The organism is Streptomyces sp. NPDC050528 (assembly GCF_044457795.1).
Taxonomy (GTDB): domain Bacteria; phylum Actinomycetota; class Actinomycetes; order Streptomycetales; family Streptomycetaceae; genus Streptomyces.
The window spans coordinates 95,956-116,961 of record NZ_JBITHH010000004.1; the positions used below are offsets into that span (position 1 = coordinate 95,956).

At 70.5% G+C, this 21,006-nt stretch carries 22 protein-coding genes; 13 read left to right on the top strand and 9 right to left on the bottom strand.

Translation table 11 applies throughout. From position 1 onward, the window contains the following. Positions 1–12 precede the first annotated feature (12 nt). Positions 13–1,119 (top strand): NAD(P)-dependent alcohol dehydrogenase, encoded by a 1,107-nt coding sequence (locus ACIBK4_RS15330; protein ID WP_398995145.1) that lies wholly within the window; start codon positions 13–15, stop codon positions 1,117–1,119. Positions 1,120–1,222: 103 nt separating this feature from the next. Here the strand turns inward: ACIBK4_RS15330 and ACIBK4_RS15335 are convergent, their stop codons facing one another. Beyond that, entirely contained in the window at positions 1,223–2,173 is a 951-nt protein-coding gene (locus tag ACIBK4_RS15335; RefSeq protein WP_398995147.1) for an NADP-dependent oxidoreductase, read from the bottom strand. A gap of 71 nt (positions 2,174–2,244) precedes the next feature. Here ACIBK4_RS15335 and ACIBK4_RS15340 point away from each other — a divergent pair, with 71 nt between their 5' ends. Continuing rightward, positions 2,245–3,192: a GlxA family transcriptional regulator gene (locus ACIBK4_RS15340; protein WP_398995149.1), complete on the top strand. Its 948-nt coding sequence runs from the start codon at positions 2,245–2,247 to the stop codon at positions 3,190–3,192. 55 nt (positions 3,193–3,247) lie between these two features. After that, entirely contained in the window at positions 3,248–4,075 is an 828-nt protein-coding gene (locus tag ACIBK4_RS15345; protein WP_398995150.1) for a hypothetical protein, read from the top strand. A gap of 7 nt (positions 4,076–4,082) precedes the next feature. Here ACIBK4_RS15345 and ACIBK4_RS15350 read toward each other — a convergent pair whose 3' ends face one another. Together ACIBK4_RS15350 and ACIBK4_RS15355 are read right to left on the bottom strand one after the other, a co-directional pair. Next, positions 4,083–4,646, bottom strand: coding sequence for a TetR/AcrR family transcriptional regulator (locus ACIBK4_RS15350; protein ID WP_033278906.1), 564 nt, complete (start codon positions 4,644–4,646; stop codon positions 4,083–4,085). Further along, a complete protein-coding gene (locus ACIBK4_RS15355; protein WP_398995151.1) occupies positions 4,643–5,005 on the bottom strand; it encodes a DUF1304 domain-containing protein in 363 nt (120 codons plus the stop codon). Before ACIBK4_RS15355 ends, ACIBK4_RS15350 begins: the two co-directional genes overlap by 4 nt. Before the next feature lie 268 nt (positions 5,006–5,273). On the opposite strand from ACIBK4_RS15355, the gene ACIBK4_RS15360 reads away from it, so the two are divergent. From ACIBK4_RS15360 to ACIBK4_RS15380, 5 genes are read left to right on the top strand one after another with little or no spacing between them, the layout of a single operon-like run. After that, entirely contained in the window at positions 5,274–6,965 is a 1,692-nt protein-coding gene (locus tag ACIBK4_RS15360; RefSeq protein ID WP_398995152.1) for an ATP-binding protein, read from the top strand. Further along, positions 6,962–7,372 (top strand): roadblock/LC7 domain-containing protein, encoded by a 411-nt coding sequence (locus tag ACIBK4_RS15365; protein ID WP_019057749.1) that lies wholly within the window; start codon positions 6,962–6,964, stop codon positions 7,370–7,372. The genes ACIBK4_RS15360 and ACIBK4_RS15365 overlap by 4 nt, the downstream gene beginning before the upstream one ends. After that, positions 7,369–7,740: a DUF742 domain-containing protein gene (locus ACIBK4_RS15370; protein WP_398995153.1), complete on the top strand. Its 372-nt coding sequence runs from the start codon at positions 7,369–7,371 to the stop codon at positions 7,738–7,740. Before ACIBK4_RS15365 ends, ACIBK4_RS15370 begins: the two co-directional genes overlap by 4 nt. Next, positions 7,721–8,356 (top strand): GTP-binding protein, encoded by a 636-nt coding sequence (locus ACIBK4_RS15375; protein WP_398995154.1) that lies wholly within the window; start codon positions 7,721–7,723, stop codon positions 8,354–8,356. The genes ACIBK4_RS15370 and ACIBK4_RS15375 overlap by 20 nt, the downstream gene beginning before the upstream one ends. Beyond that, complete coding sequence (locus tag ACIBK4_RS15380) at positions 8,353–9,606, top strand: cytochrome P450 (RefSeq protein ID WP_398995155.1); 1,254 nt, start codon at positions 8,353–8,355, stop codon at positions 9,604–9,606. The genes ACIBK4_RS15375 and ACIBK4_RS15380 overlap by 4 nt, the downstream gene beginning before the upstream one ends. A gap of 106 nt (positions 9,607–9,712) precedes the next feature. Here ACIBK4_RS15380 and ACIBK4_RS15385 read toward each other — a convergent pair whose 3' ends face one another. The 3 genes from ACIBK4_RS15385 to ACIBK4_RS15395 form a co-directional block, all read right to left on the bottom strand. Continuing rightward, positions 9,713–10,726 (bottom strand): terpene cyclase, encoded by a 1,014-nt coding sequence (locus ACIBK4_RS15385; RefSeq protein WP_398995156.1) that lies wholly within the window; start codon positions 10,724–10,726, stop codon positions 9,713–9,715. A 178-nt stretch (positions 10,727–10,904) separates the two neighbouring features. Then, a complete protein-coding gene (locus ACIBK4_RS15390; RefSeq protein ID WP_398995157.1) occupies positions 10,905–12,536 on the bottom strand; it encodes an amidohydrolase in 1,632 nt (543 codons plus the stop codon). A gap of 19 nt (positions 12,537–12,555) precedes the next feature. Then, positions 12,556–14,046: an APC family permease gene (locus tag ACIBK4_RS15395; protein ID WP_398995158.1), complete on the bottom strand. Its 1,491-nt coding sequence runs from the start codon at positions 14,044–14,046 to the stop codon at positions 12,556–12,558. A 135-nt stretch (positions 14,047–14,181) separates the two neighbouring features. Here ACIBK4_RS15395 and ACIBK4_RS15400 point away from each other — a divergent pair, with 135 nt between their 5' ends. Then, a complete protein-coding gene (locus tag ACIBK4_RS15400; RefSeq protein ID WP_398995159.1) occupies positions 14,182–14,904 on the top strand; it encodes a TetR/AcrR family transcriptional regulator in 723 nt (240 codons plus the stop codon). Here the strand turns inward: ACIBK4_RS15400 and ACIBK4_RS15405 are convergent. Continuing rightward, positions 14,901–16,343, bottom strand: a complete 1,443-nt coding sequence (locus tag ACIBK4_RS15405; protein WP_398995160.1) for an FG-GAP-like repeat-containing protein — start codon at positions 16,341–16,343, stop codon at positions 14,901–14,903. The genes ACIBK4_RS15400 and ACIBK4_RS15405 overlap by 4 nt on opposite strands. A 168-nt stretch (positions 16,344–16,511) precedes the next feature. On the opposite strand from ACIBK4_RS15405, the gene ACIBK4_RS15410 reads away from it, so the two are divergent. Continuing rightward, positions 16,512–16,904, top strand: coding sequence for a VOC family protein (locus ACIBK4_RS15410; protein ID WP_398995161.1), 393 nt, complete (start codon positions 16,512–16,514; stop codon positions 16,902–16,904). 36 nt (positions 16,905–16,940) lie between these two features. Here ACIBK4_RS15410 and ACIBK4_RS15415 read toward each other — a convergent pair whose 3' ends face one another. Continuing rightward, on the bottom strand, positions 16,941–17,243 hold the full coding sequence (locus ACIBK4_RS15415; protein WP_366435315.1) for a DUF4235 domain-containing protein: 303 nt from the start codon (positions 17,241–17,243) through the stop codon (positions 16,941–16,943). Between the two features lie 118 nt (positions 17,244–17,361). Between ACIBK4_RS15415 and ACIBK4_RS15420 the strand changes: the two genes are divergently transcribed. Then, positions 17,362–18,417: a cation diffusion facilitator family transporter gene (locus ACIBK4_RS15420; RefSeq protein ID WP_398995162.1), complete on the top strand. Its 1,056-nt coding sequence runs from the start codon at positions 17,362–17,364 to the stop codon at positions 18,415–18,417. Positions 18,418–18,496: 79 nt separating this feature from the next. Here ACIBK4_RS15420 and ACIBK4_RS15425 read toward each other — a convergent pair whose 3' ends face one another. Continuing rightward, positions 18,497–18,946: a nitroreductase family deazaflavin-dependent oxidoreductase gene (locus ACIBK4_RS15425; protein WP_398995163.1), complete on the bottom strand. Its 450-nt coding sequence runs from the start codon at positions 18,944–18,946 to the stop codon at positions 18,497–18,499. A 207-nt stretch (positions 18,947–19,153) separates the two neighbouring features. On the opposite strand from ACIBK4_RS15425, the gene ACIBK4_RS15430 reads away from it, so the two are divergent. Together ACIBK4_RS15430 and ACIBK4_RS15435 are read left to right on the top strand one after the other, a co-directional pair. Then, on the top strand, positions 19,154–19,642 hold the full coding sequence (locus ACIBK4_RS15430; protein WP_398995164.1) for a nuclear transport factor 2 family protein: 489 nt from the start codon (positions 19,154–19,156) through the stop codon (positions 19,640–19,642). Between the two features lie 128 nt (positions 19,643–19,770). Beyond that, complete coding sequence (locus ACIBK4_RS15435; protein ID WP_398995165.1) at positions 19,771–20,994, top strand: cytochrome P450; 1,224 nt, start codon at positions 19,771–19,773, stop codon at positions 20,992–20,994. Positions 20,995–21,006: the final 12 nt, after the last annotated feature.

The following is a 21,006-nucleotide window of genomic DNA, read 5'->3' on the forward strand; positions in this document are numbered from 1 at the left end:
GGAGTTCGTACGATGTCCACCACCACGCGCGCGGCCGTCGTCGAGTCGGGCGGCGCGCCCTTCACCCTCGCCGCCGTCGAACTGGCCGAACCCGGACCGCACGAGGCGCTCGTCCGGGTCGTCGCAACAGGCCTGTGCCACACGGATCTCGGCGCGGCGAGCGGCGGACTGCCCTTTCCGCTTCCGGGAGTTCTCGGTCATGAGGGCGCCGGTGTGGTCGAGGAGGTCGGCTCGGCCGTCACCGGTGTCGTTCCCGGCGACCATGTCGTCCTGTCCTTCACGTCCTGCGGCGACTGCCGCAACTGCCAGGGCGGACACCCGGCTTACTGCGCGACCTGGCTTCCACTGAACCTCATCGGCGGTCGCCGTGCCGACGGCAGCAGCACCATCAGCCGCGACGGTGAGCCCCTCGGCGGGCACTTCTTCGGTCAATCCTCGTTCGCCGAACGGGCGTTGGTCGACGAGCGCAGCCTGGTGAAGGTCGACCCGGATGTGCCGCTGGAGTCGATCGCCCCGCTCGGCTGCGGAGTTCAGACCGGGGTCGGCGCGGTCTGGAACGTCCTCAAACCCCGGCTCGGCGACACGATCGTGGTGCTCGGCGCCGGAGCGGTCGGGCTGTCCGCGGTGATGGCGGCCGCGCTCACCCCGGCCACCACGATCATCGCCGTCGACCGGGTAGCCGAACGCCTTTCGCTGGCAAAGGAGTTGGGCGCCACCCACACCGTCAACGCGGGCGAGGCCGACCTGGGTGAGACCCTCGCGGTACTGACCGACGGCCAGGGTGCCGACGGCGTTGTCGAGACGACCGGCAATGTCGGCGTCCTCCGCCAGGGCGCCGACGCGCTGGCCGCCCGGGGCACGCTGGTCGTCGTAGGGGCGCCGCCGTTCGGCAGTGAAGTCGCCCTGGACGTCAACGGGTTGCTCCCCGGGAGGCGGATCGTGGGTCTGACGCTCGGCGACAGCGAGACGCAGAGTTTCATCCCCGCGCTGGTGCGTCTGGTCAAGACGGGGCGGCTGCCGCTGCACCGCCTGATCACCACGTATCCGTTCGCGGACATCGACCAGGCGGTGCGGGACATGAGCGCGGGCAAGGCGATCAAGCCGGTGTTGACCTTCTGACCACGGGCCGGTACTGACCTACTGGCTCACCAGCCGGTACTCACCGTCTGACCACCGGCCCGTGCTCAACTCCCGGCTCGCCAACCGGTGTTGACCCTTCGACTCAGTCGACCGTCAGCACCAGCTTGCCCGCGGTGCGGCCGGTGGCGCCGAGTGCGTGTGCCTCGGCGGCATCGGCCAGCGGGAACGTCTTGGCGACCGTCGCGCGCAGCTTGCCCGTCTCGACGAGGTCCGCGATCGACTCCATGTCGGCGCGGTCGGCGTCGACGAGCATCCGGACCGCCCGTACGCCGAGCCGCTCGGCCTCCTCGTAGAAGTCCGGCTTGCCCATCGGCACGATGGAGACCACGATCCCGCCCGGTCGCAGCACCCGCAGCGACTTCAGCGCGGTCTCGCCGCCGAGCATGTCGAGGACGACGTCGACGTCCTTCACGGCCTCGGCGAAGTCGCTCTCCCGGTAGTCGATCGCCTCGTCGACGCCGAGCTCGCGCAGGAAGTCGTGCTTGGCCGCGCTCGCCGTGCCGATCACATAGGCGCCGCGCGCCTTGGCGATCTGGACGGCCACGTGCCCGACCCCGCCGGCCGCGGCGTGGATCAACACCCGCTGTCCGGGCTGGAGTTCGGCGTTCTCGACGAGCGCCTGCCACGCGGTCAGCGAGACCAGGGGCAGGGCGCCCGCCTGGACGTGGTCGATCCCGGCAGGCTTGTGGACGAAGGCGCGGGCAGGGGCGGCGACGTACTCCGCGTGCGAGCCGTGGCCCCACGGGTAGGACAGCATCCCGAAGACCTCGTCGCCGGGGGCGAAGCGGGCGACGCCGACGCCGACGGCCTCGACGACGCCGGAGACGTCCCAGCCGAGGGTGAACGGCGGCTCGCCGAGGAAGCCGCCGGTGGCCCGGTGCTTCCAGTCCGTGGGGTTGACCCCGGCGGCGCGGACCCGGATCAGGATCTCGTTGGCGCGCGGCTCGGGGCGCTCGACCTGTACTTCTTCCAGGACCTCGGGACCGCCGAGGGCGTTCTGCGTGATGACGCGCATGGTGTTCACAGTGCTCATGGTCAGTCAGCCTGCCGGGTCCGGCACGACAAGGAAATGGCATGATGGCCAACCTTCGATAGAATCGTGCCATGCAGCATGTGGAACGGGTCGTGGTCCTGGCGCTCGACGGCGTCTACCCCTTCGAGCTGGGCATCCCCAGCCGTATCTTCGGCGCGGCCGACGGCCGCTACGAGGTGCTGACCTGCACGGTCGACGGCCGTCCGGTGCGCACCAACTCCGACTTCTCGGTCGCGGTCGAGCACGGACCCGAGATCCTCGAAACGGCGGACACGGTCGTGGTCGCCTCGATGGCGACCCCGCGCATCCCCACCGGGCTGCCCGACGAGATCGCCGCCGCCCTCACCCGGATCCGCCCGGACGCGCGGATCGTCTCGATCTGCACGGCCGCCTTCGTGCTCGCGGCCGCCGGTCTCCTGGACGGCCGCCGCGCGACCACCCACTGGCAGGTGGTCGACCGCTTCCGGGCCCTGTATCCGCAGGTCGACCTGGATCCGGACGTGCTCTTCGTCCAGGACGGCCGCATCCTCACCTCCGCCGGCGCGGCCTCCGGAGTCGACATCTGCCTGCACATCGTGCGCACGGACCACGGCAGCGAACTCGCCAACGCGGTCGCTCGCAGCTGTGTCGTCCCGCCGTTCCGCGACGGCGGCCAGGCCCAGTACATCCAGCAGCCGGTGCCGGACTCCGGGGTCACCAGCACGGCCGCCACCCGCGACTGGGCCCTCACCCGCCTCGACGAGCCCCTCGCCCTGACCGACCTGGCCCGGCACGCCGGCATGAGCCTGCGCACCTTCGCCCGCCGCTTCAACGACGAGGTGGGCCTCAGCCCCGGTCGCTGGCTCATCCAGCAGCGGGTCGCCCGCGCCCGCGACCTCCTGGAGGCCAGCGACCTCTCGGTCGACCAGATCGCCGGCCGCGTCGGCTTCGCGACGGGCGCGTCCCTGCGACAGCACCTGCACGCGGCGATCGGGGTCTCCCCTCAGGCGTACCGACGCACGTTCCAGGAAGCCCGCTGACCCCAACGTTTCGGCCCGCCCGTGCGTCGTAGGAACAAGACGTGAGGGGGCAGGTATGCGCAGAGGGCTCGCAGGGGTCGCCGCGCTGGTGGCGGTGACGGCGCTGGGTTGCGGCAGCGAGGACGGGGAGGCCGTCGTGGTCGCGGGCACACCACCGGCCACGTCCTACGCCGGACCGCTGTACGTACGGGCCACCGGCTCCGACAAGTCGGGCGCGGCCGGCCGGGCGCTGGAGTGCACGGGGACGATGTACGAGGGCGCCGGCGCCGAGAATTGGAGCAAGGGCGACGGCGGCAAGACCCCCGAGGGCGGCCTGCGGGCCTACTTCGACATGGAGCAGCCGGACGTGCCGCGCACGGGCTACCGCGTCGAGCGCGAGGAGGGCGGGCGCGTCCTGTTCTCCTACGACGTCGGCGGCCGGACGAAGGTGGCCGTCGTCGTCGCCAAGGACCGTAAGAACAGGCCGGGTTGGGGCCCGGAGACCAGCGCCTCCTGCGACCCGGCCGAACTCCCGGCGAGCTTCACCAAGGCACACGGGTACGAGATCTGGACCGACCAGGACGGACACCGCGTGCCCACCACCGTCGTGACCAGCTCGGCCGGCGCCGCGCACTGCGACTGGCAGAAGGCGCACTTCCTGCAGACCGGCAAAGGCCAGAAGGACAGGCTGTACGCCCGCGACCCGGACAAGGTGCTCCCGTCCGAGATGCTCACCGCCCCCTACGACGGTGACGTCCGGATGCCCGCGAGCGCTCGCGACACCGGATACCGTTACCACGACTGGCATTTGTGGTTCGCGGCCGACGCGTCCAAAGCGTACGTCCGCACGCCGGACGGCGTCGAGGCGTGGCCCCTGGTGAAGCACGGCATGGCGTGCGCCTGAGCGCCCGTCACCGGCTCATGTGCAGCGCGACCAGCAACTGCCATACCTGGTCGGCGATTTCCTCCGGCGTGCCCTCCAACAGCCCGTGCAGCCAGTCCGCGAGGACCCCGCCGAAGGTCCCGGCGACGGCCGAGGCGACCAGCGGGGCGTCCGCAGCGCCCGCGAGTTCGCGCTCGCGGAGGCTGTAGGCGCGCAGGTCCCGGTGCAGGACCCGGCCGAGCGGTCCACCGCCGCCCGGGCTCAACAGGGCGCGGTACAGGGCCGCGTGGGGGAGCAGCCCGGCGAAGAACTCCGGCAGCGCGGGCGGCGCGTGCACCGGATCGGGCCGGCCGCGCCACGCGTGCAGGGCCTCCACCGCCTCCCGTACGACATCCGCGCAGGCGTCGACCGCAAGCGCTTCCAAGCCGTCGTAGTGGACGTAGAAGGTGGCCCGGCCGACCCCCGCCCGGCGCGCGAGGGCGGCGACGCCGACCTCCTCCAGGGGGTGTTCGGCGCACTCGTCGAGGAGGGCCTGGCGCAGCCGTGCCCGGGTGCGGGCGGCCCGCCGGTCCTCGGGCTCGGCGCGGCTCACCGGGCGATCAGGACGGCCGCCAGGGCCAGCGCGCCGGGCAGCGCCTGGGCGAACAGGATGCGCCGGTTCGCCGTCACCGTGCCGTAGACCCCCGCGATCACGACGCAGCTCAGGAAGAACACCTGGGCGCGGAAGCCGGTCGGGTCGGCGGCGATCAGGCCCCAGATCAGACCCGCGGCGAGGAAGCCGTTGTACAGACCCTGGTTCGCCGCCAGCGGCGCGGTGGCTCTGGCCATGTCGGGGTCGAAGCCGTGCAGACCGCGCCCGGGCTTCTTCTCCCACAGGAACATTTCCAGCACCAGGATGTACAGATGCAGCGCGGCCACCAGCCCGACCAGCACATTCGCGAGCGTTTCCATGATCGATCGACTCCTCGTCGTCCCGGATCGTCCACTTGGACATGTGTCCACTGTAACTGGACACATGTCCATGTTCAGACTTTTCGGAGAGTGACGGAACCCTCACTTCCGCACCACCTCGAGGTTGATCTTTTACGGTTCAAACCCGATAAGCTCCCCTGCGGCGCAGCGAGTTGACGTGATCCGACCGGTCGGCTCGTGGTGCGTCCTCCTGAGTGCGGTCTGTCATCGCACCCCCTGTTCGTTCGTGTCGCTTCGAAGGATGCAGATGGAACTCGCCACTCCGCCACCGGCGGCGCGGGCCCCTGTCGCCTGGTACGGCTGGTGGCTCATGCCGCTGGCCGCGGGGAGCGGGACCGTCGCCGCCACGTTCCTGAGCCCGGAGCGCATAGCCGTGACCGCGGCCGGAGCGACGGCCACGGTGGCCAGTGCCGTGTGCGTACGACTGCTCGTCCGTACCCAGGCCCGACTGCGTCGTTCCGAAAGCGGTTTCCGTACGGCGCAGGCCGAGCACTCCCAGCAGTGGCAGCAGCATGTGGCGGGCCTGGAACGGAAGTTCAGCGCCGAGCGTGACACGCTGGAGGCGCAGCTCACCGAGCACTCCGATGCGTACGAGGCCCAGCTCGTCGAACGGTCCGGCGCCTACGAGGCCCAACTCGCCGAGCAGGCACGGGCGTACGAGGAGCGGCTGACCGAGCAGGCCGCGTCCTACGAGGCGCAGCTCGACGCCCGGGCCGAGGTGTGGCAGGAGCAGCTGGCCCACCAGACCGCCGCCGTGGCCAGGCTCGCCGATGAGCAACTCCCCGAGGCACTCCGGCAGTTGCGCGCGGGCGACGCCATCGACGACCTGCTGCCGGCCGCGAGCCAGTGCGCGAAGGTCAGCGCCGAGCTCCAGGCCGAACTGCGCAAGGTGCTGCGGATCTCGCTCATCGGTGTCGAGGAGGAGTTCAACCGCTCCACCGCCGCCGAGCAGGCCGTCATCAGCATCGGCAACCGCATCCACGTACTGACCAGCAAACTCCGCGGCCGACTGCACGAACTCCAGGGCGAGCACGGGCGGTTGCCGTCCGTCGCGAGCGGTCTGATGGAGCTGGACCAGGAGATCGGCCCCGCCGACTGTCTCGCCGCCAGCGTCGGCGTGCTCGGCGGCTCGGACCGCCCCGGCCGGCAGTGGCAGGAACCGCAGCGTCTGCTCAGCGTGGTGCGCGGCGGCATCGGCCGGATCAAGGACTTCCACCGCGTCGAGGTACGCCAGCTGCCCGAACTCGGCGTCGACGGCGGCCTGGTGGACCACCTCACCCTGATCTTCGCCCACCTCCTGGACAACGCGGCCCGCTACTCGCCGCCCACCGAGCCGGTGATCGTCTCCGGCAAGGAGGTCCCGAACGGCGTCGGCATCGAGATCCAGGACTCCGGCAAGGGCCTGAGCGAGGACTCCAAGCGCGAGGCCGAACACGCCCTCGCCGGCACCGCCGCGGGCCCCGGACTCGGCGGTGTCTCGGAGGACGCCAGCATCGGCCTGCGGGTCGTCGGCACCCTCGCCCGCCGCTACGGCATCCGCGTCACCTTCGCGGACTCGCCCTGGCTCGGCACCTCGGTGGTCGTCGTCGTACCGCACAAGTACTTCAGCCAACTGCCCGCGGCGGCTGCCACCGGCACCCCCTCGTTCCAGGCCGCCGCGACCGCGGCGACGACCGGCACCCCGGACGCGGACGCCGAGGCGCGGGACACCACACCCGGCGGGCTGCCCCGGCGCCGTAGCAAGCGCGGCGAGACGGCACGGCCCCAACCGGCCGGGCGGACCGGGGAGATGGCCGTCTCCGTCGTTCCGCCCGACGCCTCCTTCGCCGGTCTGGCGGCCTTCGCCGCCGCCGGACGGGAGACCCCGGGGGAGGAACAGGCGTCCGCGGGCCGCGAGTTCACCGAGCACAGCACGGAAGAGAGCGACGAGTCCACATGACGCAACAGGGAACCGACGTGAGCTGGGCGCTCCGCGATCTGGTGGAGAGCATCCCGGAGATCCGCTTCGCCCTCGTGGCCTCCAGCGACGGCAAGGCGATCACCTCCTTCGGCGCGGAGGACCCCGACGACGTGGACCGCTTCGCCGCCGTAGTGGCCGGACTGCAGGCGCTGGCCCAGCCGGTCGCCGAGCAATTCCCCAAGTACGCGGGGCAGTTGCGGCTGGCGATGATCGAGGTCGACGGCGGCCATCTCTTCGTCGTCCGCGCGGGTGTGGAGACGTATCTCGGCGTACTGGCCCGCGAGGGCCTCGACCAGGGCCTGCTCGGACACCAGATGCGGGACCTGGCCCGCAGGATGGGTGAACTCCTCGGCACCACCGCGCGCCTGGAGGAGCACTCTGGATGAGTGCTCCCCGCCGGCCGGCCGATCCCTCCGGTCTGGAGCGTTACTACGTCCTCACCGGAGGGCGCAGTGGACCGGCCGGTTCGGCGTCGAGCCTTGACGTGGCGACCCTCGTCGTCGCCCGCGCGGCGCCCGTACCGGGCATGCAGCCCGAGCACGAGGAGATCCTCAGGCGCTGCCGCCGGCCGCTGTCGGTGGCCGAACTCTGCGCCCACCTCGGACTGCCCTTCAACATTCTCGCGGTGCTGCTGACGGATCTGCTGGAGGCGGACCGCGTCGAAGCCCGCGACCCCATCCCGGCGCACGGCACCGGTCGCGGGCCCGACCTCGCGCTCCTTGAGGAGGTACTCAGTGGACTTCAACGGCTTTGACCATCCCGGCGACCTCGGCTTCGGCGCCCTGGAGACAAGCGTCGGGAAAGGCGTCACCCGCTCGGTGAAGGTGATGATCGCCGGCGGGTTCGGCACCGGGAAGACCACGATGGTCCGCTCGGTCAGCGACATCAAGCCGCTCACCACCGAGGAGACCCTCACCGAGGCGACCGCCGGCGTCGACCACCTCATCGGGGTGACCGACAAGACGGAGACCACCGTCAGCCTCGACTTCGGCAAGATCGGCATCAACGACGAACTGGTCCTCTACCTGTTCGGGACGCCGGGCCAGGAGCGGTTCTGGTTCCTGTGGAACGGCCTGTTCAAGGGCGCGCTCGGCGCGGTCGTCCTCGTCGACACCCGCCGACTCGCCTCCAGCTTCCGGGCGATCGAGGAGATGGAGCGGCAGAACGTCCCGTTCGTCATCGCGCTGAACGTCTTCCCCGACTCACCCGAGTTCCCGGTCGACGAGATCCGGGACGCGCTCGACATCTCCGCGGACATCCCGGTCGTGGCCTTCGACGCCCGCGAGCGCTCCTCCAGCCGTGACGTACTGGTCGCGCTGATACGGCACTTGAAGGAACGCTCGGCCGTCGTCGCGCTGGAGTCCCGATGACCGACCAGACGCCGAACGGCCCCGATGCGCCGAGGGGTTGCCCGGTCGCCCATGGCTCGGGCGACGACCTCACGCGCCTGTACGGTCCCGACGCGGCGACCGATCCGCGTGCCATCTACGAGCGGCTGCGCGAGCAACACGGGTCCGTGGCACCGGTGTTGCTCGAAGGTGACGTGCCCGCCTGGCTGGTTCTCGGGTACCGCGACAACCGGCGGGTGCTCGACAACCCCCGGCAGTTCTCCCGGGACGCGCGGATCTGGCGGGACTGGCGGGAAGGTCGGGTGGCGGAGACCTCGCCGATCATGCCGATGGTCGGGTGGCGGCCGGACTGCGTCTCCCAGGACGGGGAGCCGCACCGGCGGCTGCGGGGCGCGGTGACCGACGGGCTGTTGGCGGCGTCCGGGCGGGGGGTTCGGCGGCATGCGACGTACTTCGCCAACAAGCAGATCGACGCGTTCGTGGATACCGGCCGCGCCGATCTGGTGGCGGACTATGCCGAGTTTCTGCCGATGCTTGTCCTCACCCGGATTCTGGGGCTTCCCGCGGGGGACGGGAATCGGCTGGTCGAATCCAGCGCGCAGGTTCTCAAAGGGGGCGAGGACGCGTTGCTGCACAACGACCGCATCATCGAGATCCTCGCCGAACTCGCGGAGCGTAAGCGGGTCGAGCCGGGGTCCGATTTCACCACCGCGCTTCTTGGGCATCCGGCGGGGCTCGATGCGGAAGAGGTCGTGATGCATTTGCGGCTTGTGCTGATCGCCGCGCACACGACTACCAGTAATTTGCTGGCTCGGGTGTTGCAGCGGATTCTCACCGATGCGTCTCAGTTGTCCGGGCTGGTCAGTGGGCAGTTGACTGTCTCGGCCGTGGTTGAGGAAGTCATGTGGGACAGTCCGCCGCTCGCCGTTCTGCCGGGGCGGTTCGCTACGGCGGATCTTGAGCTCGGGGGGCATCGGATCGGGGAGGGGGATCTGCTGGTGCTGGGGCTTGCCGCGGGGAATGGTGATCCTGAGGTTCGACCTGATGCGGGGGTTTCCGTGCAGGGTAACCACTCGCATTTGGCGTTCAGTTCAGGGCCGCATGAATGTCCGGGGCAGAGTATTGGGCAGGCGATTCTTGAGGTGGGGGTGGATGTTTTGCTGCATCGGCTGCCGGGGTTGCGGTTGGGGGTGGCTGTGGAGGAGCTGACTTCTACGGCTTCTACGTGGGAGTCTCGATTGGATCGTCTGCCGGTTGAGTTTGCGGTGTAGTCGGTAGTGCTTCGTCTGCGGGTGCGTGGGGGCTGGTCGCGCAGTTCCCCGCGCCCCTGAAAACAGGCATGCTGCCCAGCCGTTGGCCAAGCAGCATGCCTGCGAGTCAGACGGCCAAGAGGTCGTCCACCGAGCCCTTGACCGCCGACTCGGCTTTGGCTGCCTCGTACCTGCCCGACACCAGCGCCCACTCGTAGTTGCCGTTGATCCAGTGCTGGATGGCCTCCACGCCCTGGTGGACCCGGAGGCGCTCGGTGTCGTTCAAGGCCAACTCGTCGCACATCTGGGGGACTTGGGCTTCCAGGTCCAGGTACTCGGTGAGGCGGGCGGTTGTCATGCGGTACGCCTCGTCCGCCGCCGCTTCCCAGGACAGGCCGCGGTCCCGGTGGAGTACGGCTATGAGGTTGTGGCCGTCGCCCCGGCGGCGTTCGCGTTCGAAGGAGTGGATGTCGTTCATGAAGGCGATGGTGTCGGCGGCCAGGTCGCGCATGCGCTCCATCAGGGGGTGGGCCTGAACCTGGGCCGGGACCTCGAAGCCCCGGCTGCGTTCGCCGGCGTCGATGCTGTGGTGGATGCCGACCGTACGGCGCCGGAACTCGGTGTACTCGTCGAGGTCCAGCGTGCCCGCGATGCCCCGGGCCGCCAGGTCGACCTCCTCGCAGTGCGCCACCAGGAACCGGCCCCAGGACGCGGCGAACCGGGTCCTCCAGGTCAGGGACATGCCATCCGAAAGGTGGTCCCACACCTCTGCCCAGGCCACGGTGATCGGACACACCACCCGGGGCCTGCTGCCCGCCGGACGCAGGGGGGTGACGATCAACTCCCTTGCCACGTCCAGTATTCGGTCGGCGCGGTCCGGTTGGCTCGCGTCGAACTGGTCGTCGAAGAGGAACGCCAGCGAGAACCAGTTCATCAGGACGACCATGTCCGCGGCCGACGCGTACGGATAGGTGCGGGCCGCGGCCTGCGGGAGATCCCACGAGCGGTACTCCTCGAACCCGGCCTGGCTGCGGACCAGGCCCATGTCCCAGATCCAGCGCAGATGGCGGGCGCGGGCGTACTCTAGGTGCTCGCTGACGGGAGTGTCGAAGGGGAGGTCGAAGGTGACGTCCTGAGGCATGCGCTTCCTTTCGGGAGACGGAACACTGAGTCCCCCCACCGCGAGCGGGCGGTCCGTTCGACCGCCCGCACCCTCGAACTGCGCTGTGTGGTACGAAAGTTGGTCCCATCAGCGGTTACGAGGCTGCCCAGAGCCTAGATGATCTACGCCGCGCCGCGATCGTGATCCCCGTTACTGTTCACGCATCCGGGGCTGCGTAGACTCCCGTGCCTCCCACATAAGTAAGCGCTACCTGCGTGTCCGCGATCTCCTCCGGCGGAGCGGCGAACGGGTCGCGGTCCAGGATCACCAGATCCGCCAACGCCCCCGCCGTGATGCGGCCCGTGTCGTCCAGGTGGTTCGCGTACGCCGAACCCGCCGTGTACGCCGTGATCGCCGCCGCGAGGTCGAGGCGCTCGCCCGGCAGGAACACCGGCCCGGTGCCTCCGGGTTCGACCCGGTTCACCGCGACATGGATGCCCTGGAGCGGATCGGGACTGCTCACCGGCCAGTCGCTGCCCGCCGCGAGCGTCGCCCCGGAGCGGAGGAGTGCCCCGAACGGGTACTGCCACAAAGCCCGTTGGGGCCCTAGGAACGGAATCGTCAGCTCGTCCATCTGCGGTTCGTGCGCGGCCCACAGTGGCTGGATGTTTGCCACCGCGCCGAGTCGTGCGAAGCGCGCCACGTCGTCCGGGTGCACCACCTGGAGGTGCGCGAGGTGCGGTCGGGTGTCGTTCCGCCCGTTCGTGGCCCTTGCCGCCTCCACCGCGTCCAGCGCGTCGCGTACGGCCCTGTCGCCCAGCGCGTGGAAGTGGCACTGGAAGCCGAGTGCGTCCAACTCGGTTACGTACTTGGGCAGTTGGTCCGGGTCGATGAAGCTGGTGCCCCGGTTGGCCGTCGCGCAGCCGCACTTGTCGAGGTACGGGTCGAGCAGGGCGGCCGTGCCGGTCTCGGCGACGCCGTCCAGCATCAGCTTCACGCTGCCCGCGCTGAACCGGCCGTGGCTCAACTCGGCCCGCCGCTCGACCAGTTCGGGGATCTGCTCGGCCCCGCGCTCCCGGTCCCACCACAGCGCGCCGACCACGCGTGCGGTGAGCGAGCCGTCCCGGGCAGCCGCGAGATACGCGTCCGACGGGTCGTCCATTCCCAGGAACTCGCCGACCAGCGCGTCCTGCCAGGCCGTGATGCCGAGCGCGTGGAGATGTCGCTGGGCGTGCAGCAGGGCCGCGAGGCGGTCGGCCCGGGTGGCCGGTGGCGTGAGCCGGCCGACCAGCTGCATCGCGCCCTCCTGGAGCGTTCCGGCCGGTTCGCCCGACGCGGTCCGCTCGATGCGGCCGTCCACCGGGTCGGGCATCTCCCTTGTGATGCCCGCGAGTTGGAGGGCCCGGCTGTTCACCCAGGCGCCGTGATGGTCCCGGTTGGGCAGGTACACCGGGCGGTCCGGCACGACCGCGTCCAGCAGTTCCTTCGTCGGCGTACCGCCCTCGAACGCCTCCATCGACCACCCGCCCCCGGTGATCCACTCCCGCTCGGGATGAGCGTCGGCGTAGGCCCGTACGGCGGCGATCGTGTCCTCGGCCGTCTTGGCCCGCGTCAGATCGCACTGGGTCAGCTCCAGCCCCGCCGGTACCGGATGCACATGCGCGTCCTGGAACCCGGGCAGCAGCAACCGCCCGGCCAGATCGACGACTTGAGTGCGCGGCCCGGCGAGCTCGTGCACCTCGGCACGGCCCACGGCGGTGATCCGGTCGCCGGTGACGGCCACGGCGGTCGCGGTGCGGCCCTCGGGGGTGAGGACAGGGCCGTTGGTGAAGAGGAGGTCTGCGTGCATGGTTCGTATCCTTGCGGGGTCAGCGAGAGGTGGCGAGGAGCTGCGGCGCGTCGGCGTCGGTGCCTCGGCCCGAGTGGAAGTACGGCGATCTGCGTACCCACTTGGCCCACGCGGCGGCCAGGAAGCCGGACGCGATCATCGCCAGCGGGGTCAGCAGCAGGAACCAGCCGTTGTCCGCGCTGACTTCGAGGTGATCGGTGGACGTGTAGAAGGACCAGCCGAGGTAACCGCCCAGTGCCAGAAGGGAGATGGCGCTCAGCGTGGGCAGGACGACCGCGCGTATGCCCTGCCGCCAGTCCTCCCGGAGGAGGGCGCGGAAGCGGACGGCTGCGGCCAGGGCGGTGAGCGCGTAGGAGAGCGCCACGACGATTCCTACGGCGTTCACCGTGGCCATGATCATGTCGGCCAGGCGGGGGATCACGAGTGACAGTGCCGCAACTGCCGTTGCCAGCGCGCCGATCAGCAGGGTGCCGAGGGCCGGAGTGCCGTAGCGGGAGCTGACCTTGCCCCAGATTGGGCCGAGGGTGCGGTCGCGGCTCATCGCGAACATGCCTCGGGCGGTGGGGATGACGCCCGCCTGGAGGGAGGCGACCGCCGAGAACATCAAGGCGACCAGGGGGAGTGCGGCCAGGGGCTGGGAGGCGAGGCGGTCGCCGAAGTACGCCAGGCCCTGGGCGCCGTGGCCCGCCAACTCGCCCTCGGACAAAACCCGTTGGAAGGCGATCGAGCCGAGCAGGAACAGGCCCAGCATCGTCACCAGGGTGATGAGCCCGGCCCGGGACGCGTCGCGTGGGTCGCGGACCTCCTCGTTCACGGTGAACGCGGCCTCGAATCCCCAGTAGCAGAACACCGACAGGAGGAGGCCCTGTGCGAGCGCCGACGCCGAAGGGATCGCGAACGGGTCGAACCAGCTGAGGCTGAAGGCGTGCGGGCCGGTCACGATGCCGTAGCCGCAGAAGCCGAGGAGGACGACGTACTCGAAGATCAGCAGTCCGGTCTGGAGGCGGGCCGCCGTGCGGACGCCGGTGACTGCGGTGAGGGTGACGGCTACGAGGATCAGGATGCCCACGGCGGTCGTCTGGGCCGTCGAGTCCGGATCGAGGGTGAGGCCGCCGACTTGGTGCACTCCGGCTTCTCCGGCCAGCTGGATCATCGCCGAGCCGGTGACCGCCGTGGTGTACGCGAGGAAGGCGATCGTCGCGACGATGTTCACCCAGCCGACCAGGAAGCCGAGCCACGGAGTGAGTGAACGGCCCACCCAGACATAGCCGTTGCCCGCGTTCGGCTCGACCCGGTTGAGGCGGGAGTAGGCGCCCGCGATGCCCAGGATCGGCAGGAACGCGAGCAGCATGATGGCCGGCAGATGCAGCCCGACCACCCCGGCCGTCACGCCCAGGCCGATGCCGATGCTGGTGGTCGCGGCCGTGCTGGACGCGGCGATGGCGACGCCGTCCAGCAGACCGAGGGACTTGCGCAGTGCGGGCCCCGACGGGGGTGGCAGGTCGTTCATGGCGTGCTCTCCGCTCGCACCGGGGGGCCCGAACGGCCCCGGTGAACGCACATGAAACTGCCCGCGCACTTAACAGGTCAACGGTGTTGTCGTAAGGTGCGGACACCCGGACCCGAGCAGCGAGGAGGTCGTCGTATGAGCGAGCGTGTCGTCCCGGCCGCCGCCCGGCAGCGCAGGCGCCCCACCAAGCAGGGCGTCGTCCTGTCCGAGGAACTGATCGTCGAGACCGCCTTGAGGTTGATCGAGGAGCATGGCGCCGAGGCGCTGTCCGTGCGTCGGCTAGGGCGTGCTCTCGGCGCCGATCCCAGCTCCCTGTACCGGTACTTCCGGCACACCGACGACCTGATGCTCGCCGTCGCGGACGAGCTGATCGGCCGGACCTTGCGCACCTGGCGGCCCAGCGGCGACTGGCGGGCCGACCTGCGGGACCTGGGGCTGCGGGTGCATGCCGGGGCGCTCGCGCATCCTCGGGCCGCGGTGCTCAGCTCTTACCGGGTGACCGGGCGGGTGTACGAGATCCAGGCCGTGGAGGCGATCCTCGGGGTGCTGCGCGGGGCCGGGTTCCCGGACGTGGAGGCGGTGCGGATCTACCACGCCTATGTCGACCAGGCGCTCGCCTTCGGTGCCCTCGACTCCGCGAACACGGCGTTGCCGAAGCCGGCCCGTGAGGCGGAGGCCGCCGTATGGCAGGCGACGTACGCGCGGCTGCCCGCCGATACGCACCCGCACATCGCGGCGACGGCCCGGCATCTCATCGCCACCATGCGGCACAGTTCCTACCCGGCCGCCCTGGATCTGCTGCTGAGCGCGGCGGCGGCGCGGCTCGCCGAGATCCGTGCGGCGGGCGAGGCTTCCTAGGAGGTGCGCGGGGCGAAGTTCGTCGTCGTGAACGTCGCCTTGTTCGCGGCCGTCGTGCCGTCGGTGATCCACCAGCGCGTGGCGCGCTCACCGTAGAAGCCGAACCTGGGGTCGGCGCCCCAGCTCAGGATCAGCTCGTCCTTGCCGTCGCCGTCGAAGTCGGCGGCCCCCTCGGGCCGGGCGTGCCGCCACTTCGCCGGGATCTTCCTGCCGCCCTCCTCGGCGGGTCCGGTGCGCAGGACCGTGGTCCGCCGGGCGGCGTCGATGAGGGTGGCGCCCTCGTACGTGGAGACGAGGATGCCGTCCCGGCCGTCGCCGTCCGGGTCGGCGGACACGTATCCGCCGGGCCCGTAGTCGGTGCGCGCGGACTTGGGCGCCTCGGGGAGGCGGTACGTCACCGGTGTGCCGCCGGCGCCCGGATACACGGCGAGCGAACCGTCGACGTCGGCCGGCTCGGTCTCGTAGCCGGGTTCGTCGTTACGGCTGCCGTCGTCGCCCACGGCCACATCGCGCTGCCCGTCGCCGTCGAAGTCACCGAACGCGTGGGCGTTGCCGCTCCGCAACTGGCGTCCGGTGGAGGGCAGTCGGGAACCTCGGCGGGCCGTGTAGAGCGTGTTGCCGGACTGTTCGCCGTCGCTCACCGCGTGCATCAGGAGCGAGGTAGCACGGGGTTTTCCGGTCGGGTCGATCGCGTCGGCGACGAGCTCTACGTCCGCCCAGGGGAGGCTCGTGTCGGTGCGGGCGGGGGTGCCCGAGCGGGTGAACGGGCCGTACATCACCACCATGGACGACTGGTTGTACGCGAACCCGGCGAGATCGTGGTGCCCGTCGCCGTCGAAGTCACCGCGCACCACGGACCGGACGCCCAACTTCCTCGCGCTCTGCGGGAGTTGGACCGGTGTGGCGGAGGTCTTCCCGGTCGGTCCCCCGGGGCCGCCCCACGCTATGTACGGGACAGTGCGCGGGGCGGTGACGTTGCCGTCCGACGTCATCGCGCCCTGGACGGTCGTGACGAAGTCCGGGAAGCCGTCGCCGTCCAGATCGGCGGTGGTGAGGTCGGCGGCGGACAACGAGCCCTTCGGGGCGAGGAGTTGCCTGCCGGGTTCGGGCAGGCCCAGGTCGTCGCGGCCGTAGACCCCGCGGGTCGACGGGTCGAGGCCCTTGGCCGATCCGTACACCACGGCGACCCGTTCGTCCGTGGCGTCCTCGCCCCCGCCGCCGACGACGATCGGCACCACCAGGTCGCGGTGACCGTCGCCGTTGATGTCGTCGGGATCCTTGGAACCCTTGCCCGGAGCGGGAGTTCGGCTCGCGCCCGCTGTCGTCGGCTCTCCCGGGGAGGGCGACGACTCGCGGGCGCCGGTGCCGTCGCCGCAGCCGGCGAGCGGAGCGAGCGCGGTGCAGACGGCCAGGGTCACTGCGGCGATACGGGGCTTCACCCGTCCCACTCTTACATCGCGCGTCCCGTGCGAACCAGGGGAGCCGTGCGGTTGTTGCACGTTCGTTGATCGACTCCGGTTCCCGGCATCAACTCGCCGAAGCGGGATATCCGTTGAGGGCGAGGCAACCGGACTCGACCCTTGCCCGCCCCAGTCTTCGGAGGACACATGGCATTGGTCAACGCTAGCTTCGTGGTGCTCGACGCGGTCGAGCCGGAGAAACTCGCCGTGTTCTACACGGAGTTGCTGGACGGCGAGCAGACGGACATCACCCTCGACCAGGTGGAGATCCGGGGCGCCGACGGGACCCGGCTGGCGTTCCGCAGGGACCTCAGCGCCACCCCGCCGAGCTGGCCCCGCTCCGAGAACAACCAGCAGGTCCACCTGGACTTCCTGGTGGAGGACCTGGACGAGGCCGAGCGCCGGATCATCGGCCTCGGCGGACGTCCGCTGGAGACCAAGGACATGCCGGGCCCGCACGAGGAGCGCGTGTACGCGGACCCGGCCGGCCACTCCTTCACGCTCCGCCCGGTGCCGCCCACGGCCGCCGACCAGGGCTGAGCGGGCTCGCTCCCGGCCGGCCAGGTCCCAACTGCCCTACTCCCGGCCGCTCTTGTCCTTCGCCGGCCAGATTCCGGTCGAGCGTTCGATGGCCTTCGCGCCGGTGCGGTCCGCCGCGCTGCGCGCCACCGCGAAGAGGGCGCCCTGGAGCGCGGCGGCGAGCAGGATCTCGGCCCAGCCGCGGTCCCGGTCCAGCGGGTCGGGGGCGTTGTCCTCGTGCCGTACCGCCTTCCACGTGGCGCGGAAGGCACGGCCGGCGAGGGCACCGCTCACCAGGCCCAGGACGAGGCCGACGGGCTGGTAGACGAGGGGGAGTTTCTTCTTCTTGATCTTGGCCACGGGGGTCTCCTTCTGCGGACGAACAGGCGGGTCGGCATGGTCGGCACCCCGACGGTGTCATCGAAACCGGTCCTTCGGTAGAGGGTGTGAGCAGCACCTTCAGGGGCAGTCGGCGTAGATGAGCGACACAGCTGCCGACCATCAGTCCGACCACCCGAAGGATCACGGAACCGACGGCGGGACGGACCGGGAATCCGATGCTGCGACGGACCAGGATTCCGATGGCGCGACGGACCGCAAGACCCGCGTCACCGTCCTCGTCGCCCTCGCCGCCAACCTGGTGATCGCGGCCGCCAAGGCCGTCGGCGGTCTCGTCGCCGGGTCGCCCGCGCTGCTCTCGGAGGCCGCGCACTCGGTGGCCGACAGCCTCAACGAGGTCTTCCTCCTCGCCGCCCTGCGCCGCAGCCGCCGCCCCGCCGACAGCCGGCACCCCTTCGGCTACGGCAAGGAGCGCTTCTTCTGGTCGTTGCTCGCGGCCGTCGGGATCTTCGTGATGGGCGCCTGCTTCTCCGTGTTCCAGGGGGTCGAGGCGCTGCGCAACGGCGCGGAGGAGACGTCCACGGGCTATGTGGTGGGCCTGATCGTGCTCGGCGTCGCGCTGGTCGTGGAGGGCGTCTCCCTGCTGCGGGCCCTGCACCAGGTGCGTGCCCAGGGCGGTGGCATGGACGCGCTGCGCGACCCCGCGCTGCGGACCGTCGTCGCCGAGGACGGCACGGCCGTGGTCGGTGTGACCCTGGCCATCGTCGGCATGGCGCTGCACATGATCACCGGGCAGGTGGTGTGGGAGGCGTCCGCGTCGATCGCGATCGGTGTGCTGCTCGGCTATGTCGCCTACCGGCTGGGCCGCGATGCCCGCGACCAGCTCATCGGCGAGGCCGTGGACCCCGAACTGAGCGACAGGATTCGGGAGTTGCTGGCGGCCGAGCCCGAGATCGACAGCGTGGAAGCGCTGTTCACGATGCGGATGGGGCTCGACTCGACGATGGTCGCCGCCCGGATCGACCTGGTCCCCGGCATGGACAGCGAGCGGGTCGAGGAGGTCTCCGTGCGCATCAAGCGGTCGCTCGGCGAGGCCGTGTCCGAGGCCGGCGAGATCTTCCTGGACATCACCGACCGGCCGATGGAGGAGGCACGGGAAAGCCCCGCCGCGACGGGGGAGCGCGGCGGGGCCTGAGGCTCGGGTGCCCGACGGGCACCGGGTCATGCACCCGGGAACGAGAAATTTTCTCCGGGCCCGGACCGGCCTCCGGGACTCAGCTGCCGTCCGCCGGTTCGAGGACGAACACGGGGATCTGCCGGTCCGTCTTCGTCTGGTACTCGGCGTACGGGGGGTACGCGGCGACCGCCCGCTCCCACCACTCGGCCTTCTCGTCGCCGGTGACCTCGCGGGCCGTGAGGTCCCACTTCCGCGGTCCGTCCTGGAGCTCGACGTGCGGGTCGGCCTGGACGTTGAAGTACCAGACAGGGTGCTTGGGAGCGCCGCCCTGCGAGGCGACCACGGCATAGGTGCCGTCGTGTTCGACCCGCATCAGCGGGGTCTTGCGGAGCTTCCCGCTCTTGGCGCCCACCGTCGTCAGCAGGATCACGGGCAGACCCGTGTCCATCAACGTCGTCCCCTTGGTGCCGCCGGAGCTCTCGTACAGCTCGACCTGGTCGCGTACCCACTGCGCCGGGCTGGGTTCGTACTCACCCTCAAGAGGCATGTCATTCGTCCCATCTCGCGTTCTACGGCTGTCTCGCACCGGAATTCAACACCAGCCGGTGCGTGATTCATCCATACCGCCACGATCTTCGGCCACGCCTCTTCCACCGGGTGACGACCTCGGAGGTAATCGCATCCCGTCGGCCGCTCCGGCACAGTCGACACCCCGCACGACAACCGTCCGGAACCGTCCGGGAGAGGGGCGCCCATGTCCGCGACACCGACCACCCGCACCGTCGTAGAAGACCTGTTGCACCGGATCGCCAACGCCGGGCCCGAGCACATCGCGGAGCTGTACGCCGAGGACGCCGACTGGAGGCTCGACTGGCCCGAGGACGAGCACGGCAGCCCCGCCACTCCGTGGATACGGCACCGCGCCACCCGTGCCGACGCAGCCGACCACTTCCGGCAGCTCGCCGCCCACCATGTGCCGGGCAAGGTGGGCACGGAGATCGAGCGGGTCCTCGTCGACGGCGAGGACGCGGTCGTGTTCGGCGAGATCCGGCTGGCCGCCAGGCCCACCGGGCGGTCGTATCGCGCCAGGTTCGCCCTGCATCTCACCGTCCGGGGCGGGCTGATCGTCCGTCATCACGTGTACGAGGACAGCCTCGCCGTGTACCGGGCCTTCGCAGGGGAGGACGCTGGGATTCCGCTCGCGGGCGGGTCGCGGGCGTGCGATGGCCGCGCGGCGGGGTGAGCCGGGACCATCAGGTTCGGCCAGATTGTAGGTACCACCGATCTGGCCGAACTTCAGGTGGCCTCATAGGTGCCTGGGGCATCTAATGAAGATCGGCAAGACGCACCTCTTCGTCTGCGAGGTCTTCCATGACGGATCTGACGGATCTGACGGAACCGAAGGACCGAACCGAACCCGTAGCCTTCCCCCAGGACCGCACCTGCCCCTACCAGCCGCCCGCCGGTTACGACCCCTTGCGCGCCGCCCGCCCGCTGACCCGCATCACGCTGTACGACGGCCGCACGGCATGGCTGGTCACCGGCCACGCCGCCGCCCGCGCACTGCTCGCCGACCAGCGCCTGTCCACCGACCGCTCCCACCCGGACTTCCCCGTGACCAACGAACGGTTCGCGGCGGTCCGCAGGCGGCGGGTCGCCCTGCTCGGCGAGAACGACCCCAAGCACCGCACCCAGCGGCGGATGATGATCCCCGCCTTCACCGTCAAGCGCGCCACGGCGATGCGGCCCGACATCCAGCGGATCGTCGACGGACTGCTCGACGCGATGATCGCCCAGGGCCCGACCGCCGACCTGGTGTCGGCGTTCGCGCTGCCCGTACCCTCGACCGTGATCTGCGCGCTGCTCGGTGTGCCGTACGCCGACCACGAGTTCTTCGAGGCCCAGTCCCGGCGCCTGCTGCGCGGCCCGAAGCCCGAGGACAGCCAGGACGCGCGCGATCAACTCGACGTGTATCTCGGGGAGTTGATCGACCGCAAGCAGCGGGAACCGGGCGAGGGGCTGCTGGACGACCTGGTCCGGGAGCAGCTGGCCCAAGGGGCGCTGGACCGCGAGGAGTTGATCTCCCTCGCGGTGATCCTCCTCGTCGCGGGCCACGAGACGACCGCCAACATGATCTCCCTGGGCACCTTCACGCTGCTGCGCCACCCCGAGCGACTGGCCGAACTCCGGGCCGATCCAACGCTGTTGCCGGACGTGGTCGAGGAACTCATGCGGTCGCTCTCCATCGTCGACGGGCTGATGCGGCTCGCCGCCGAGGACATCGAGCTGGACGGTACGACCATCCGGGCCGGCGACGGCGTGATCTTCTCGACCGCGGTCATCAACCGGGACGAGGACGTCTACACCGCCCCGGACGCCCTGGACTGGCACCGCCCCACCCGGCACCACGTCTCGTTCGGCTTCGGCATCCACCAGTGCCTCGGCCAGAACCTGGCCCGCGCCGAACTGGAGATCGCCCTGCACAGTCTCTTCGACCGGCTGCCCACCCTGCGCCTGGCCGTCCCCGCGGAGGAGATCCCCTTCAAACCCGGCGACACGATCCAGGGGATGCTGGAACTCCCCGTGACCTGGTAAGAGGCTGCGCTC